Here is a 16,691-nt window from a genome sequence, read left to right on the forward strand (position 1 = left end):
CTCCTGGATTATAAATAAGATTTCGTTGCGACGATGATCATTTCTGCGCGGCCGGTCGAATGGTTCGCTAATTGATGTTCATGATCCGCGCTATAGTAGATGGAATCGCCTGCTATCGCCGTATAGGACCGGCTGCCGATATCCAAGCGGACTTCGCCTTTTAGGACGTAGACGAAGGTTTCGGAAGCTGAAGGTTCGAAAGTTTTGAATTTACCTGCCGGTTCCAAGGTCAGGTAAACCGGCTCCATTTCCTTTTTATTCGAAGTCGGGACGAGCCAGTCGATTTCATAGCCGGATTCTCGGTCGATATGGACTGTATGATCTTCTTCCTTGAAGACAAGTTTTGCCTCTTCAGCATCCGTAAAAAACTCTTTAGGAGTTGTTCCAAGGACTTCAAGGAGGGAAAACAGGGTTTCGATGGAAGGGGAGTTCATATCGCGTTCAAGCTGCGAAATGAACCCTTTGCTCAAATCCGTCCTCGAGCCGAGTTCTTCCTGGGTCAAGCCATTCTTCAGCCGCAGATTCTTGATCTTTTTGCCGATTTGCATACAGTCTCCTCGATTCTTCAGTAATGGGACAATTATAGAAAGAAATTATGAAAGGCGGTACAAGACCCGCCCTTCAGATAGAATAAATGCAAATTGCTAAAGTGAATGAAAAGAAGCGGTAGTTTAGTTAAAATATACTTTTAGTTTAGTTAAAGTATTTATTCATTATACAAAACCTGTGCTGAAATTCAAGGGAAAAAAACTTTCGAAAATGAATCCGAATCTATTGCAATCAGCTAAGGCAATTACTATTATAGAGAAAGTGCAAAAACTACAAAGTCCGCAAAGACTGATATAGAAGTTGTCGGTTGTGCAAAATTGACAGATGACAGGGACATAAAAGCCCAACCAACTACGGGAGTGATCAACTTGAACGGAAAGATGAATTTTTTCCTCGACCCGAAAAGCCGGGTAGCGCAAAAACCATCCATCATGAATTATAAGCAAGACGAAAAAGGGCTTTATCTGCTGGCTGACAAGAAGTTCATCAATTGGATGGACGTCCATACGTTTTGCCATACGTGCATGGACCCCTTGACTTTCGATAACGAATTCGACGCAAGTTATTGTGCAAGCTGCAACGAATGGCGCGAAGAGCGCTGCAGCGATATTAGCTGCGAGTACTGCGAGAATCGCCCTGAACGCCCACTCGATCCCCGCAAATAAGCGGGGGTTTTTTTATGGAAGAAAGAAAGCTATGATGAATAAGAGGAAACAAGAAGATGGGGGATGGACATGAAAAAGGAATTCGTGGTAATAGGCTTGGGGCGTTTCGGCGGAAGCATCGTCCGGGAATTGATCGAACAAGGTGCTGACGTGATGGCCATCGATAAAGACCATGAGCGGGTGGATGAATTCGCTTCGATTGCGACGCAGGCTGTCGTAGCCGACACAACAGACGAATCAGTATTAAAATCCCTCGGGGTCCGCAATTTCGAGCAGGTCATCGTCGCAATCGGTGAAAATATCCAGGCGAGCATCCTGACGACGCTCATGCTCAAGGAAATCGGCGTCAAGAAAATCACTGTCAAAGCACAAAATGATTATCATGCCAAGGTGCTCCATAAGATCGGTGCGGATAAAGTCGTGCATCCTGAGCGTGACATGGGAATCCGGATCGCCCATAATATCCTGTCGAATAATGTGCTCGATTACCTGGAGCTGTCCGACGAACATTCGATCATGGAGATCAAAGCGAATGAAAAGCTTGCGGGCTATACCTTGATCGAGTTGGACATCCGTGCCAAATACGGCATCAACATCGTCGCAATCAAAAGAGGCGACGACATCATCGTCTCCCCGCAGGCCGATATGGACATCGAACGGGACGACATCCTGATCATCATCGGGTCCGATGCCGACATCAACCGTTTCGAAAAGAAAGTCATGAACTAAACAAGGCAAAAAAAGAAGCCGCTGAGGGCTTCTTTTTTTGCTGTAGTGAATTCAGAAGACCGTATTCTCCGAAGCTTATCGCACGACTCAGTGGGCTCGCGCCCAAGCCTCCTCAGTCGCTTCGAAACCCTTGTGCTCAACTCTCACTGCGTTCGAGCATCGCAGAAAACCCGCTTTCTCAACTTTCGCTTCGCTCAAGCATCGCAGAAAAAATTTGCTCCCACATCTGCGTGGCAGATGCGTCGCAAATGAATGAGCGAAGCTAAGCTTCGCTCATTTATTCCTTGCGGGGTCTCGGTCGTCTCGTCGCTTTCGCAGAAGGGGTTACGAGCAAACGCTTCTCCAAATACTCAGTCATTTCATTGATTTTTGTGTTTATTAAAGGTGACCAATTTCTGTTTTACAGTGGTTTATAGATATATTTAACACTATAAAAAAGAAGCCGCTGAGGGCTTCTTTTTTTATACTTCCATAATTACCGGGAGAATCATCGGGCGGCGTTTCGTTTTTTCGTAAAGATACGGCCCGAGGACATCTGAGATTTCAGTCTTCAGTTCAGCCCAGTCAGTATTCTTGCTGTGGATTTTCTTGTTCAGGTGGCGGTTCAGCATTTGCTGAGCCTCGTAGATCATCGTGCCGGATTCGCGCATATAGACGAATCCGCGTGAAATGAGGTCAGGCCCTGACACCATACGGCTTTTCTTCTTATCGACGCTGACAACGACGATGACAAGCCCTTCTTCAGACAGCACGCGGCGGTCGCGAAGGACGATGTTGCCGATATCGCCGATTCCGCTGCCGTCGATGTAAACATCGCCGGAAGGGATGCGGCCCGCTACGGATGCCTCATCTTGGCCAAGCGCCAAGACATCGCCATTTTCCATGATGAAGGTATTCTCACGCGGGACATCGCAATCGACTGCAAGTTCAGCGTGTTGAGCCTGCATTCGGTATTCGCCGTGGATCGGCATGAAGTATTTCGGCTTGATCAGGCGCAGCATCAATTTATTTTCCTCTTGCGAACCGTGGCCGGATGTATGGATATCATTCAACGAACCGTGGATGACATCAGCCCCTGCACGGAACAATAGGTTGATCGTGCGGTTGACGCTGCTCGTGTTACCCGGAATCGGGGAAGACGAGAACACGACCGTGTCATTCGGCTGGATCTGGATCTGGCGATGCGTGCCATTGGCGATCCGTGACAGTGCAGCCATCGGTTCGCCTTGTGAACCTGTACATAGGATGACGACTTTATCTGCAGGCATCCGATTCAAGGTTTGGGTATCGATGAACGCATCTTCAGGAGCCGTGATATAGCCGAGTTCGCGGCCGATCGTTATGGCATTATCCATGCTGCGTCCGAAGACCGCAATTTTACGGCCTTGGCGCACCGCTTCCTCGGTCACTTGCTGCAATCGGTAAATATTGGATGCGAACGTAGCGAAAATTAAACGCCCTTCGACTTTCCGCATGATTTCCTTGATGGTCTCGCCGACTTTGCGTTCGGACATCGTGAAATTCGGGATTTCCGCATTGGTCGAATCGGAGAGCAGGCATAGTACGCCTTCGCTGCCGATCTGGGCCATCTTCAGCAGATTGGCCGGTTCGCCGACCGGGGTGAAGTCGAATTTGAAATCTCCCGTATGGACGATATTTCCGGGTGGGGTTTTGACGACAACACCGAACGAATCCGGGATACTGTGTGTCGTGCGGAAGAAACTGACCGAAGTTTTGCGGAATTTGATGACATCTTCCTCTTCGATTTCGATCATCTTCGTCTGGCGCAGCAAGCCGTGTTCTTCCAGTTTTTTGCGCAATAAGCCAAGTGCCAGCTTACCGCCGTATACCGGCATGTTCACTTGCTTGAGCAGGTAAGGGATACCGCCGATATGGTCTTCGTGGCCGTGCGTGACAAACAGGCCTTTGATTTTATCGGCATTTTTGACTAGATAAGTGTAATCCGGGATGACGTAATCGATTCCGAGCAAATCGTCTTCCGGGAATTTGATGCCGGCGTCAATGAGGATGATTTCATCCTGGAATTGGACGCCATAAGTGTTTTTGCCGATTTCGCCCAGTCCGCCGAGCGCGAAAACAGCTGTTTGGTCATTTTTCACGAATTTCATTAGGCGTCGACAGACTCCACTTTATAATCTTGGGAGGCCTGTTCATATTCGAGGTGCTGGCCTTCCAATAGCTGCACGAGCTCGATATTGAAGTTGCGGTCCTTCAGGTGGTGACGGACTTCCCGCTCGGTGGAAGCTTCTACATATAAACTTTTTGTGTTTTCGCGAACTGGTACTTCAAAACGGTTTTCTTGGTAATATACTTTAAAAATCATATTTTGCTCTCCTTTTTCCACGTTCAATATAAATGCACTTTCTTTATATTATCATGTCATTGTTTTAAAATAAAGAATAGCCCTCCTATTTGTTAAGAAGGGCCGAAATGAACTTTATGCTATCTTCTTTTTGTTCATAATGCCGTTGAGCTGTCTGAGTAGTCTGCGTTTCAACCGTTTCAGCATGGCTCACCACTCCTTATGTATAGTATACTGTTTTTTCTGACAAAAGCAAAGAGGGCGTATCAGGAAACGGCCTAAAAGATTGGGGATAGGAATATGTCGAAATTATTATTATTGGATATCGATGGCACCTTGCTCGATACGAAAAAGCAGTTGCCGGAAGCTACGAAAGAAGCGTTGATCGCAGCACGCGCAAACGGTCATCAGCTCGCTATCGCGACGGGCCGTGCCCCGTTCATGATCGGTTCGCTGCTGGAGGAACTATCGATTGATACGTACATCACGTTCAATGGCCAGTACATCGCATTCGAGAACGAAGCGGTGCACAAACAGGCCATCGATTCCGATACTTTGGAAAAAGTGCTGGCATTTGCGGAGCAGCGCGACCATCCGTTGGTTTTCTTGAACGAGCATAAGATGGTCTCTTCCATCGATTTCCATCCGGATATTGATGAGAGCATCAAGAGCCTGAAATTCCCGCATCCGGAAATGGACAAGGAATTCTACCGGACGAATGATGTGTATCAGGCGCTCGTTTTCTGCGAAGAGCACGAAGAAAGCCAATACCATGAAGAATTCCAGAACGTGGATTTTGTCCGCTGGCACCGCGTCTCGTGCGACATCCTGCCGAAAGGCGGCAGCAAAGCGGAAGGCATCAAGCAATTGATCCGCGCCACAGGCCACCGCCTTGAAGATACAATTGCTTTCGGTGACGGCTTGAATGACCTTCAAATGATGGAAATCGCCGGCTTCAGCGTAGCGATGGCGAACGGCCACGAAGAAACGAAGAAACGCGCGAACCACATCACGGGCCACGTAGATGAAGGCGGGCTTGCCAGCGCATTCGAGTTCCTTGGCCTCAGCCGCTGAACTTTGGACCGGCCAAAGGCAGTTTTTCAATCCCGCAAAAAACCCCGTCCATGAAAATCGGACGGGGTTTTATCAATCCACTGTTTCTGTTTGAAGGTCGATGGCTGAAGCGTTCTCAACTTCCTGGAACGGGTCGTTCGGGTTGATGTGGTCATAGAACATGATGCCGTTCAAGTGATCAAGTTCATGCTGGAAGGCGATGGCTGGCAGGCCTTTCAAACGCATCTTGAATTCTTCTCCTGATAGCGTATGGCCTTTGACGGTGATGCGTGCATAGCGCGGGACATATCCCGGCACCGAACGGTCGACCGACAGGCAGCCTTCACCGCTGGATAGATAGGCTTTCTCGACGGAATGGCTGACTATTTTCGGATTCACTGCCACCAGGCTCAAGTTCTCGCCGGAATGCTCGTCAAAGTGTAACGCGAAAATCCGCTTGGAGACGTTAACCTGCGGAGCGGCGATCCCGACGCCCGGACGCAAATCGTATTTCTCCGCCAGCTCGTCATCCTGGCTGTTCTTCACATATTCCAAAAGCTCTTCGCCGAGCTTGCGGTCTGCATCGGAAAGCGGTAGTTTGACTTCCTCAGCTTTCTGGCGAAGAGTGGGGTGCCCTTCACGGATAATGTCATTCATCAAAATCACGTATGTTCATCCTTTCATGGTGCTCTCTATTATATCTATTGTAGCGTATGATCGCCTTTTTGAAAAAAGAAAAAGCTCTTGCCGTTATTGTATTTTAACGCTAATCATTCTATAGTTAATTCATGGAAATCAAGGGGGACTCTATTGTGAAGAAACTAGCCATCGCCACGGCCTTGACCGGCATCCTTTTCCTGTCGGCATGCTCGGGGGCATCGACAGAGGAACAGTTGAACGAAATTTTGGAGACGACTTTCGAAGAAGAGGCCGAATACCGTGAAGTGCAGAGTGAATTGCAGAGCCGTGAGCAGAACGAGCAGGAAATTTTCGAATCGATCATGGCTTTAACTAAAGAGCAACAGTCGGAAGTAGAAGAGAAATCGCAGGAAGCGATCGCTTCGGCCGACGAACGGCTTGAACTTCTTGGCACGGAGCGGGAATCGATGCAAAACGCAGCCGAGGAATTCAAGGGAATCGACCAATTGATTGAAGAAACAGAAGAGGAAAACGTGAAATCGGACTTAGAAGCGCTGAGAGAGCAGATGGATGAGCGCTTTGCGAAGCATAGTGAATTCACGGACGCTTACGAGGCGTTGATTGAACGACAGAAAGAATTGTATGGAATGGTGGCTGAAGAGGATATGGATCTCGCGACACTTCAGGATAAGACGGATGAAGTGAATGACCAGAATGATTTGGTCCAGGAAGCCGTCACAGCCTTCAACAAACAGACGGAACAGTTCAATGAGCTGAAAAACGAAACCATTGAAAAAATGAATGCAGAAAACGACTGAGCAGCCGTGAGGGCTGCTTTTTTCTGTGCTATAAAAGCGCGCATTGAATCAGCTGTATTATAATACAGATTGCATTTTTCTTATAGTACAGTTGCTTTTATTTTTAGAATCTGCAAAAACGGGTATACACGTATAATGTATTGTTCTTCTATGATTGACCGTGATATTGTGGTGGCGTATACTGAAAAAGAATGTGGCGATTGTATCACTAAGCTAGTGTTAAAATTTTAATACAGATAAAGGAGAGTTGCTTTTATGGCTGCGAAAAAGAATCAGCAATTCGATCCGGTGGAAACACTCCAGGCGATCGAAGAAAAGTTCGAAATGGTTCAAGTATTGAACGAAGAAGGCGAAATTGTTAATAAGGAATACGATCCGAATCTATCAGATGAGCAATTGGAAGAATTGATGAAGCGCATGGTCTATACGCGCATCTTGGATCAGCGCTCGATTTCATTGAACCGTCAAGGGCGCCTCGGATTCTATGCACCGACTGCGGGCCAGGAAGCGTCTCAATTGGCTTCACATTTCGCGCTGGAGAAAGATGATTTCATCTTGCCTGGATACCGCGATGTACCGCAATTGATCTGGCACGGCTGGCCATTGCACCAGGCTTTCCTATTCTCACGTGGGCATTTCAAAGGAAACCAGATGGCTGAAGGCTTGAACATCCTGCCGCCACAGATCATCATCGGCGCACAGTTCATCCAGGCGGCGGGTGTTGCACTCGGATTGCAAAAGCGCAAAAAAGAAGCAGTCGCGATTACGTATACAGGCGACGGCGGTTCTTCGCAAGGCGATTTCTACGAAGGTATCAACTTTGCCGGGGCATTCCGCGCACCAGCGATATTTATTGTCCAAAACAACCAATACGCGATTTCGACCCCGCGTGAATTGCAGACATCCGCTAAAACAATCGCTCAAAAAGCGGTTTCAGCCGGTATCCCGGGCGTTCTTGTGGATGGCATGGACCCGCTGGCAGTATACGCAGTCACTCGCGATGCACGTGAGCGCGCGGTGAAAGGCGAAGGGCCGACACTGATCGAAACCATGTGCTACCGCTACGGCCCGCATACGATGGCAGGGGATGACCCGACACGCTACCGTACTTCAGACATCGACAGCGAATGGGAAAAGAAAGACCCGCTCGTCCGTTTCCGCAAATACCTTGAAGCAAAAGGCTTGTGGAATGAAGAAAAAGAAAACGAAGTAATCGAGAAAGCGAAAGAAGAAATCAAGGCAGCAATCAAAGAAGCAGATGGCACGCCGAAGCAAAAAGTTTCTGACCTTCTCGGAATCATGTATGAGGAAGTTCCATTCAATGTACAGGAACAGCTCGATATCTATAAAGCAAAGGAGTCGAAGTAAGCCATGGCACAAATGACGATGATCCAAGCGATTACGGACGCTCTGAAAACAGAAATGAAAAACGATGAAAATGTTCTGGTTTTCGGTGAAGACGTAGGTAATAACGGCGGTGTATTCCGCGCAACTGAAGGTTTGCAAAAAGAATTCGGGGAAGACCGTGTATTCGATACGCCACTCGCTGAGTCAGGAATCGGCGGCCTGGCGATCGGCCTTGCATTGCAAGGCTACCGCCCGGTACCGGAAATCCAGTTCTTCGGCTTCGTATTTGAAGTCATGGACTCCATCAGCGGCCAAATGGCGCGCATGCGCTACCGCAGTGGCGGCACGCTGACATCGCCGGTGACGATCCGTTCCCCGTTCGGCGGCGGCGTACACACGCCGGAAATGCACGCTGATTCACTGGAAGGGCTCATGGCTTCACAACCCGGCTTGAAAGTAGTCATCCCGTCGACACCTTACGATGCAAAGGGATTGTTGATTTCGGCGATCCGCGATAATGATCCAGTCATTTTCCTGGAGCACATGAAATTGTACCGTTCATTCCGCCAAGAAGTGCCGGAAGAAGAATATACGATCCCGCTCGGCAAAGCCGATGTAAAGCGTGAAGGGACAGACCTCTCCATCATCACTTACGGTGCGATGGTACAGGAAAGCATGAAAGCAGCTGAAGAATTGGAAAAAGATGGCCATTCAGTGGAAGTCATCGATTTGCGCACAGTCCAGCCGCTCGATATCGAAGCGATTATCGCATCCGTTGAAAAGACGAACCGTGCAATCGTGGTACAGGAAGCACAAAAACAAGCTGGAATTGCAGCGAATGTCGTAGCTGAGATCAACGACCGCGCAATCCTGAGCCTTGAAGCCCCAGTACTCCGCGTAACAGCGCCGGATTCCGTCTTCCCATTCTCGCAAGCTGAGCAAGTTTGGCTGCCGAATGCAAAGGATATAGTAGAAACAGCGAAAAAAGTACTGACTTTCTAATTGATGGACAGCGGGCTCAGGAACACCGTTTCTCGCATGTGAAATTAGAAAACAGCCTGATTCCAGCTTAACCGGCCGCCCTGATAACCGGGAGCCGGTGCTGGATCATTTGCCAAACAGCAGCATTCCGTATGGCGCGCCGTACCGTACCGAATGGACAATAGAAAGGGTGACTAGAATGGCTTTTGAATTTCGATTGCCGGATATCGGTGAAGGTATCCACGAAGGTGAAATAGTAAAATGGTTTATCAAGGCCGGAGACACGATCGAAGAAGACGACATTCTGTGTGAAGTGCAGAATGACAAAGCTGTCGTCGAAATCCCGTCTCCTGTTTCAGGAACCATCGAGGAAGTGCTTGTAGAAGAAGGGACAGTCGCCGTGGTCGGGGATGTACTCGTGAAAATCGATTCCCCTGATGCGGATGATGTCCACTTCAAAGGCGGAAAAGACGACGAGGAAAAACCTGCACCTGAAGAAAAACAAGAAGACCAGCAGGAAGAGACAGAAGAGCAGGTTCAGTCGGGAACAGCTGAATCAGGCGAAAACGTCGAAAAAGAACCGGCACCGGAAAGCAAGCCGGAAGGCGAAACCGGGGCAGGCGAACAGCCGCAAGCAGATGAAGCTGACAGCGACCCGAACAAACGCGTGATCGCGATGCCATCCGTACGCAAATTCGCGCGTGAAAAAGACGTCGATATCAAGAAAGTCAAAGGATCCGGCGACAACGGGCGCATCATGAAACAAGATATCGAAGCGTTCTTGGAAGGCGGCCAGGAGCAGGAAGCCCCTGCAGCAGAACAGGAAACAGCTTCACAAGAAGCGCAAGAAACAAAAGAAGCACCGGCAGCAGCTCCGGAAGGCGAATTCCCGGAAACTCGCGAAAAAATGTCCGGCATGCGCAAAGCGATCGCCAAAGCGATGGTACATTCTAAGCACACTGCCCCTCACGTTGCGTTGATGGACGAAGTGGATGTGACCGAACTCGTTGCACACCGCAAAAAGTTCAAAGATATCGCTGCGGAAAAAGAAATCAAGCTGACGTATTTGCCGTATGTCGTCAAAGCCTTGGTCAGCACATTGCGTGAATTTCCTGCGCTCAACACGTCGTTCGACGATGAAACCGGCGAAGTGATCCACAAGCATTACTTCAATATCGGGATTGCAGCGGATACAGAAAAAGGCTTGCTCGTTCCTGTCATCAAGCATGCAGACCGCAAATCCGTCTTCGCGATTTCAGACGAAATCAACCAGCTTGCAACGAAAGCGCGCGATGGCAAATTGTCATCTGCCGAGATGAAGGGCGCTTCATGCTCGATCACGAATATCGGCTCTGCTGGCGGCCAATGGTTCACACCGGTCATCAACCACCCGGAAGTCGCGATTTTGGGCATCGGGCGCATTGCCGAAAAACCGGTAGTGAAAAATGGTGAAATTGTAGCGGCTCCTGTGTTAGCATTATCATTGAGCTTCGATCACCGCATGATCGACGGAGCAACCGCACAACACGCATTAAATCACATCAAGCGTTTACTAAGTGAACCAGAATTACTATTAATGGAGGCGTAAAACTTATGGTAGTAGGAGATTTCCCAATCGAAACAGACACGCTCGTCATCGGCTCAGGCCCTGGCGGCTATGTCGCAGCTATCCGTGCAGCACAGACTGGCCAAAAAGTTACCATCGTTGAGAAAGAATACATCGGCGGCGTTTGCTTGAACGTCGGCTGTATCCCTTCAAAAGCGATGATTTCTGTCGGCCATCGTTTTGAAGAAGCCCAACATTCAGACGACATGGGCATCGTGGCGAAAGAAGTTTCCCTGAACTTCGAAAAAGCCCAAGCTTTCAAAGATGGCGTAGTCAAGAAATTGACTGGCGGCGTCGAATCCTTGCTAAAAGGCAATAAAGTGGAAATCGTCCGCGGCGAAGCATATTTCGTAGACGAAAACACTGTCCGCATCATGGACGCGGATTCTGCCCAAACGTACAAATTCAAGAACGCCATTATCGCAACGGGTTCACGCCCGGTTGAAATCCCGACATTCAAATACTCAGAGCGTGTCATCGACTCAACTGGCGCTTTGGCCTTGAAAGAAGTACCGAAAAAACTGATCGTCATCGGCGGCGGCTATATCGGGACCGAGCTCGGGACTGCCTATGCAAACATGGGATCTGAAGTGACGATCCTTGAGGGCGCACCGGATATCCTTGCGGGATTCGAAAAGCAAATGACATCCATCGTCAAAAAAGGCTTGAAGAAAAAAGGCGTCGAAGTCATCACGAAAGCGTCTGCTAAAGGCGTAGAAGAATCAGATTCAGGCGTATCGGTTTCATACGAAGCCGGCGGCGAAGAGAAAACAATCGATGCAGATTATGTATTGGTAACTGTCGGCCGCCGTCCGAACACGGATGAAATGGGCCTTGAAGAGCTCGACATCAAAATGGGTGAGCGCGGCCTGATTGAAGTCGATAAGCAATGCCGTACAAGCATCCCGAACATTTATGCGATCGGTGATATTGTGGCAGGACTTCAATTGGCACATAAAGCATCATACGAAGGCAAAATCGCTGCTGAAGCGATTGCCGGCGAAAAATCGGAAGTCGATTACTTGGCGATTCCAGCGGTTTGCTTCACGGACCCTGAACTTGCGAGTGTCGGTTTGACTGAAGAACAGGCAAAAGAGGAAGGCTTTGAAGTGACGGCGGCGAAATTCCCGTTCGGCGCAAACGGCCGTGCTTTGGCATTGAACTCTTCAGAAGGATTTGTTAAATTAGTATCCCGTAAAGAAGACGGCTTGTTGCTAGGCGGACAAATCGTTGGGGCGGGCGCTTCTGATATGATCGCAGAAATTGGCTTGGCCATCGAAGCGGGCATGACTGTGGAAGATATCGCGATGACGATCCACGCTCACCCAACCTTGGCTGAGATTACAATGGAAGCGGCAGAAGTGGCTCTAGGCACGCCGATTCACATCATCAAATAAATAATGATAAAGGGCCGCAAAATGCGGTCCTTTTTTCTATGCTTTGTACGCCCTGCGTATGTTAAAATTTTACACAAGGAGGGTGATTATGAAAAAACGAAATTGGCTGCTGCCGGCATGTGCAGCATTCCTGCTCGGGGCATGTTCTGATGAAACAGCTCAAGAGCCAGAAGAGGCAAAACAGGAAGAATCAGCGCAAGCGGATGTCGAGGGAGACGTGGCATCAGATCAATCCGTAAGCGATCAGGCAGAAATAGAAGAACAAGAGGATGCGGAAGAGCAGGCGCCGGAAGAAGCTGGCGAACAGGCTGTTGAACCGCGTTATCGCATTAATCCGCAAAACTCGAAAGTTGAACCGATAGGGGATGCGAATGCACAGGCGGTCCTGATCACGATCGATGATGCACCGGATACATATTCGCTTAAAATGGCCAAAACCTTGAAAGAGCTTGATGTGCCGGCTATCTTTTTCGTCAACGGGCATTTCCTCGACACAGAGGAAGAGCAAGAGACCTTGTCGAAAATTCATGATATGGGCTTTGCCATCGGCAATCATACAAACACCCATGTGAATTTAAAACAGTCTGCAGAAAGCGTTCAGCAAGATGAAATCGTTTCACTGAATGAGCAAGTGGAAACGATTATCGGGGAAGCGCCAAAATTTTTCCGTGCCCCGTTTGGCGTCAACACTGATTTCAGTAATGCGCTTGTGCAAGAAGAAGGCATGGTGCGCATGAACTGGACTTATGGCTATGATTTTATGCAAGGCTATATGGAACCGGAGGCACTGGCAGAAATCATGGTCAATGCCCCTGAACTCAATGACGGCGGAAATCTGCTGATGCATGACAGGGAGTGGACCAAGGAAGCCTTGCCGGAAATAATAGAAGGCCTCCGCGATAAAGGCTATGAATTTGTGGATCCGGATGAAATAGAAGGAATTTGACCTAAAAAAGGTTCCGGCGCAATTTGCGCCGGAACCTTTTTGCTTGTTGTCTATCGTTAACGGAACGCTTGATGTTCCTTTATGACGTGCAGTGTTCTGAGTGAATCATCTTCCGGCCCCTGAACCGGCAACCCTGCTTTGACGTTGGTATGGATATAGGAAATGTTTTCCTCTGTAATGATTTCCCCAGGGATGAAAATCGGGATACCCGGCGGATAGACCATGATGAACTCGGCGGAAATGCGGCCCACCGCTTCGTCGATCGGGATGATTTCCGTCTCTGCGTAAAAAGCGTCGCGCGGGGTCATCGCGAGCCGTGGAATTTCGGGTAACAAGACAATCGGTTCCGAAACGGCATGCTCAGTTTCCAGGGCTTCGCTCATGCGCTGCAAGGCATTGACAAGCAGATTGATTTCTTTCCGGCTGTCGCCGAGCGTGACAAGGCAGAGAATATTGTACAAGTCAGACAGTTCAATTTCGATATTCGCGTTCTCGCGCAGCCATTCCTCTGCCTGGTGGCCGGTAATGCCAAGATTCTTGACGCTGATCAATAATTTAGTCGGGTCCATATCATAGGTCGCGGAAGAATTAAGCAGCTCTTTACCGACACATAGCAGATGCGGAATCTTATTGATCCGCTTGCGTGCATCCTGTGCCAGTCGGATGGTTTGGTCGATCAAGTCAAATCCGTGGATAGCGAGCTGGCGCCGCGCAGTATCGAGCGATGCCAATATCGGATAGGAAGTGGATGTCGTCGTAAGCATCGATAGGGTTGCCTGGACGCGTTTCGGCGATACCAATCCTTCACGCACATTCAAAACGGAACTCTGTGTCATGGAACCACCCAGTTTATGGACGGATGTAGCGGCCATGTCCGCGCCTGCCGCCATCGCGGAAACAGGCAAGGATTTATGGAAATGGATGTGCACGCCATGCGCTTCGTCGACGAGCACCGGAATCGATTTGGCATGGGCGATATCGACGATGCGCTTCAAATCAGCCGCCACGCCAAAATAAGTGGGGTTGATGACGAGCACCGCTTTGGCATCGGGATATTCGGTCAAGGCCTTCTCCACCGATTCAGGCGAAATGCCGTGGGAGATGCCCAGTTCCGGATCGACTTCCGGGTGGATGAAGACAGGAATCGCACCCGCAAATACGATGGCGGACATGATGGATTTATGGACATTGCGCGGGACGAGGATCTTATCGTTCGGCCCGACCACGCTCAGAATCATCGTCATGATTGCGCCGCTTGTACCCTGGACCGAGAAGAAGGTGTGGTCTGCGCCAAAAGCCTGTGCCGCCAATTCCTGCGCTTGTTTAATCGCGCCTTTTGGGGAATGGAGGTCATCGAGTGGCGCTATATTGATCAAGTCGATCGACAGGATATTGTCGCCGACAAATTCCCGGAAAGCGGGATCGATCCCTTGGCCTTTTTTGTGGCCGGGGATGTGAAATTGTATAGGATGCCGGTTCCGATGCTTCAATAGTGCATCGAAGAGCGGAGTTTCGAGTTGTGACAATGGGACGTGCACCTCACTTTATCAAAATGAAAACAAGAGAAATTATAGCACGCAAGACGCTTTGTTACTATACTTAGAGTGAAGATGTATGGCTAATTTTCCGTGGCAGGGCATAAGCTGTAGGAGTGGAAAAGGGAATTTCGGAATTGAAGCGAATAGACAATTAGAGGACGAAAAAAAGGAGTGGGATTATGGCGTTTGAAACAAGGATTACGGAACTTTTAGGAATCGACTATCCGATCATCCAGGGGGGCTTGGCATACTTGGCGTATGCCGATCTGGCAGCAGCGGTCTCGAATGCGGGGGGGCTTGGGCAAATCACTGCCATGAGCCTTCCTGGGCCGGATGAATTGCGGGACGAAATCCGTAAAGTCCGTGAATTGACGGATAAGCCGTTTGGGGTGAACTTTGCGATCGGTGAGCACGGGCGGGCATTTTCGCATATGCTCGATGTGGCGATCGAAGAACAGGTACCGGTTGTATCGATGACTGGTGGCAACCCGACGCCGATTTTCGAGCAATTGGAAGGAACGGATATCAAGAAATTGGTGTTGGTTGCAGCAAGACGGCAAGCTGAAAAAGCGGAAAAACTTGGTGCGGATGCGGTGATGGTCGTCGGGCATGAAGGCGGCGGGCATCTTGGCCGTGATGATATCGGAACGATGGTCTTGATCCCGCAGGTGGTCGATGCCGTATCGATTCCTGTAATCGCTTCCGGAGGCATTGGCGATGGCCGGGGATGGATGGCGGCGCACGCACTCGGAGCCGAAGGAATTGAAATGGGGACGCGCTTCATCGCCACCAAAGAATGCGTTCACGCCTCGCAGCTGTATAAGCAGCATTTGATCGACAGCACGGAAAACGATACAGTGATCATCAAGCGCAGCATCGGCGCACCGGCCCGCACTTTGTCCAATTCTTGGACAACCCGGATTTTGGAAATCGAAAAAGAGGCGCCGAGCTATGAAGCGTTGAAAGATTATATTAGCGGCACCGCCAATAAACGCTATATCTATGATGGGGAAGAAGAAAGCGGCTTTGGCTGGGCAGGCCAAGTGACGGGCCTGATCCGGGATGTGCCGACTGTCCAGGAATTGTTCGACCGGATGATCCAGCAGACAGAGGAAATACGGAAACGCTGGGGAATTATTGAAAAAGGGTAGGTGAAGGCAATGGAATACTCATATCCATTTTCCATCGATTGGACGACTGATGAAATCGTCGATGTCGTGGAATTTTTCGAAGCGATAGAAAAGGCTTATGAAAAAGGGATCAATCGCCAGGAGTTGATGGAAAAGTATCGCAAGTTCAAGAAAGTCGTACCCTCGATGGCGGAGGAAAAGACGTACTTCCGCGAATTCGAGGAAGAAAGCGGCTATGTCAGTTTCACCGTTGTCAAGAAGATGAAAGAAGCTTCAGGCGATGAAACGATCCGCCTCAAAAGATAAGGAAAAACCGCCGTTCATCGCTGAACGGCGGTTTTTTCGTTTGCCTGGAGCAACTTCCGGTAAATCGGGAGCAGCTCACGGAATGTTTCTTCTGCAAAAGCATAGAATCCGTCTTTATCGAGCACGGCAGCATCTGTTCTTGCCAAATGCCTGCCGATGACGAGTTCCCCTTTTTTAACATCGCGAAGCCGTATGAGCAATTTTTCCACGCCCTCTTTACCGAGCGACTCGATGGCATCCGCATCGGGCTTCATATGGTCGCCTGAAACGACGAAACCGGAAGGCAGTTCGGCTAATGTTCCTGCAGAAAGCAGTTTGTTCGCCATTTCCGGTTTGCCCGGCGCTTCATAAATGACGGCTAGAATGACAAATACGTGGCTTTCCCACAGCCCGATCTGAAAATGCGGTACGGCTTTATAACCTCGTTTATAAGGCGCGAATGCCACCCAGCTGTCATTCGGCGGATTGACGGTCCGGCGCATATGTTTCGCCACATGCGGAAAAAACTCATCCCCGGTTTCCCCGGAGAAATAAGCGGAAAAGTCTTGGCCCAGAGCTTCGAATTTCGGCCGCACATGAGCGGTTAAAGCTTCCATGCGCGCCTCGAGTCCTGGCGTTTCGAATACTTCAAAGTCTTGTTCAGTCCAGTACGGTTTCACGGACT

General features: G+C 49.4%; 17 protein-coding genes. 11 read left to right on the forward strand and 6 right to left on the reverse strand.

The genetic code is table 11. The features are described 5' to 3' along the window. Positions 1-8: 8 nt before the first annotated feature. Complete coding sequence (locus tag DP119_RS04560; RefSeq protein WP_112231261.1) at positions 9-548, reverse strand: helix-turn-helix domain-containing protein; 540 nt, start codon at positions 546-548, stop codon at positions 9-11. 360 nt (positions 549-908) lie between these two features. On the opposite strand from DP119_RS04560, the gene DP119_RS04565 reads away from it, so the two are divergent. Continuing rightward, the gene (locus DP119_RS04565; protein WP_240616380.1) at positions 909-1,214 is read left to right on the forward strand and encodes a hypothetical protein; all 306 of its coding nucleotides are present in this window, start codon (positions 909-911) and stop codon (positions 1,212-1,214) included. A gap of 69 nt (positions 1,215-1,283) precedes the next feature. Continuing rightward, positions 1,284-1,943 carry a potassium channel family protein gene (locus DP119_RS04570; RefSeq protein WP_112231948.1) on the forward strand — a complete coding sequence of 220 codons (660 nt, stop codon included), beginning with the start codon at positions 1,284-1,286 and terminating at the stop codon, positions 1,941-1,943. A gap of 461 nt (positions 1,944-2,404) precedes the next feature. Here DP119_RS04570 and rnjA read toward each other — a convergent pair whose 3' ends face one another. Then, the gene (gene rnjA, locus DP119_RS04575; protein ID WP_112231265.1) at positions 2,405-4,072 is read right to left on the reverse strand and encodes a ribonuclease J1; all 1,668 of its coding nucleotides are present in this window, start codon (positions 4,070-4,072) and stop codon (positions 2,405-2,407) included. Then, positions 4,072-4,287 carry a DNA-dependent RNA polymerase subunit epsilon gene (locus DP119_RS04580; protein WP_112231267.1) on the reverse strand — a complete coding sequence of 72 codons (216 nt, stop codon included), beginning with the start codon at positions 4,285-4,287 and terminating at the stop codon, positions 4,072-4,074. The genes rnjA and DP119_RS04580 overlap by 1 nt, the downstream gene beginning before the upstream one ends. Positions 4,288-4,566: 279 nt before the next feature. Here DP119_RS04580 and DP119_RS04585 point away from each other — a divergent pair, with 279 nt between their 5' ends. Next, positions 4,567-5,340 carry a Cof-type HAD-IIB family hydrolase gene (locus DP119_RS04585; protein WP_112231269.1) on the forward strand — a complete coding sequence of 258 codons (774 nt, stop codon included), beginning with the start codon at positions 4,567-4,569 and terminating at the stop codon, positions 5,338-5,340. 72 nt (positions 5,341-5,412) lie between these two features. Here the strand turns inward: DP119_RS04585 and def are convergent, their stop codons facing one another. Next, positions 5,413-5,985: a peptide deformylase gene (def, locus tag DP119_RS04590; RefSeq protein WP_112231271.1), complete on the reverse strand. Its 573-nt coding sequence runs from the start codon at positions 5,983-5,985 to the stop codon at positions 5,413-5,415. Positions 5,986-6,131: 146 nt separating this feature from the next. Between def and DP119_RS04595 the strand changes: the two genes are divergently transcribed. The 6 genes from DP119_RS04595 (at position 6,132) to DP119_RS04620 (ending at position 13,053) form a co-directional block, all read left to right on the forward strand. Then, positions 6,132-6,776 carry a YkyA family protein gene (locus DP119_RS04595; protein ID WP_112231273.1) on the forward strand — a complete coding sequence of 215 codons (645 nt, stop codon included), beginning with the start codon at positions 6,132-6,134 and terminating at the stop codon, positions 6,774-6,776. 255 nt (positions 6,777-7,031) lie between these two features. Continuing rightward, the gene (pdhA, locus tag DP119_RS04600) at positions 7,032-8,144 is read left to right on the forward strand and encodes a pyruvate dehydrogenase (acetyl-transferring) E1 component subunit alpha (protein ID WP_112231275.1); all 1,113 of its coding nucleotides are present in this window, start codon (positions 7,032-7,034) and stop codon (positions 8,142-8,144) included. Between the two features lie 3 nt (positions 8,145-8,147). Then, a complete protein-coding gene (locus DP119_RS04605; protein ID WP_112231277.1) occupies positions 8,148-9,125 on the forward strand; it encodes an alpha-ketoacid dehydrogenase subunit beta in 978 nt (325 codons plus the stop codon). Between the two features lie 178 nt (positions 9,126-9,303). Beyond that, positions 9,304-10,692 carry a dihydrolipoamide acetyltransferase family protein gene (locus DP119_RS04610; protein ID WP_112231279.1) on the forward strand — a complete coding sequence of 463 codons (1,389 nt, stop codon included), beginning with the start codon at positions 9,304-9,306 and terminating at the stop codon, positions 10,690-10,692. A gap of 5 nt (positions 10,693-10,697) precedes the next feature. Beyond that, positions 10,698-12,107 (forward strand): dihydrolipoyl dehydrogenase, encoded by a 1,410-nt coding sequence (gene lpdA, locus DP119_RS04615; RefSeq protein WP_112231281.1) that lies wholly within the window; start codon positions 10,698-10,700, stop codon positions 12,105-12,107. An 88-nt stretch (positions 12,108-12,195) separates the two neighbouring features. After that, a complete protein-coding gene (locus tag DP119_RS04620) occupies positions 12,196-13,053 on the forward strand; it encodes a polysaccharide deacetylase family protein (RefSeq protein ID WP_112231283.1) in 858 nt (285 codons plus the stop codon). Between the two features lie 56 nt (positions 13,054-13,109). Here DP119_RS04620 and DP119_RS04625 read toward each other — a convergent pair whose 3' ends face one another. Further along, positions 13,110-14,579 (reverse strand): aminotransferase class I/II-fold pyridoxal phosphate-dependent enzyme, encoded by a 1,470-nt coding sequence (locus tag DP119_RS04625; protein ID WP_112231285.1) that lies wholly within the window; start codon positions 14,577-14,579, stop codon positions 13,110-13,112. Positions 14,580-14,770: 191 nt separating this feature from the next. On the opposite strand from DP119_RS04625, the gene DP119_RS04630 reads away from it, so the two are divergent. Together DP119_RS04630 and DP119_RS04635 are read left to right on the forward strand one after the other, a co-directional pair. After that, positions 14,771-15,742, forward strand: a complete 972-nt coding sequence (locus tag DP119_RS04630) for an NAD(P)H-dependent flavin oxidoreductase (RefSeq protein WP_112231287.1) — start codon at positions 14,771-14,773, stop codon at positions 15,740-15,742. A 9-nt stretch (positions 15,743-15,751) separates the two neighbouring features. Then, positions 15,752-16,027 (forward strand): UPF0223 family protein, encoded by a 276-nt coding sequence (locus tag DP119_RS04635; protein WP_112231289.1) that lies wholly within the window; start codon positions 15,752-15,754, stop codon positions 16,025-16,027. 14 nt (positions 16,028-16,041) lie between these two features. On the opposite strand, the gene DP119_RS04640 is transcribed toward DP119_RS04635, so the two are convergent. After that, complete coding sequence (locus tag DP119_RS04640) at positions 16,042-16,686, reverse strand: YktB family protein (RefSeq protein WP_112231290.1); 645 nt, start codon at positions 16,684-16,686, stop codon at positions 16,042-16,044. Positions 16,687-16,691 lie beyond the last annotated feature (5 nt).

The sequence above is a fragment of the Planococcus maitriensis genome, from assembly GCF_003289925.1.
Lineage (GTDB): Bacteria > Bacillota > Bacilli > Bacillales_A > Planococcaceae > Planococcus > Planococcus maitriensis.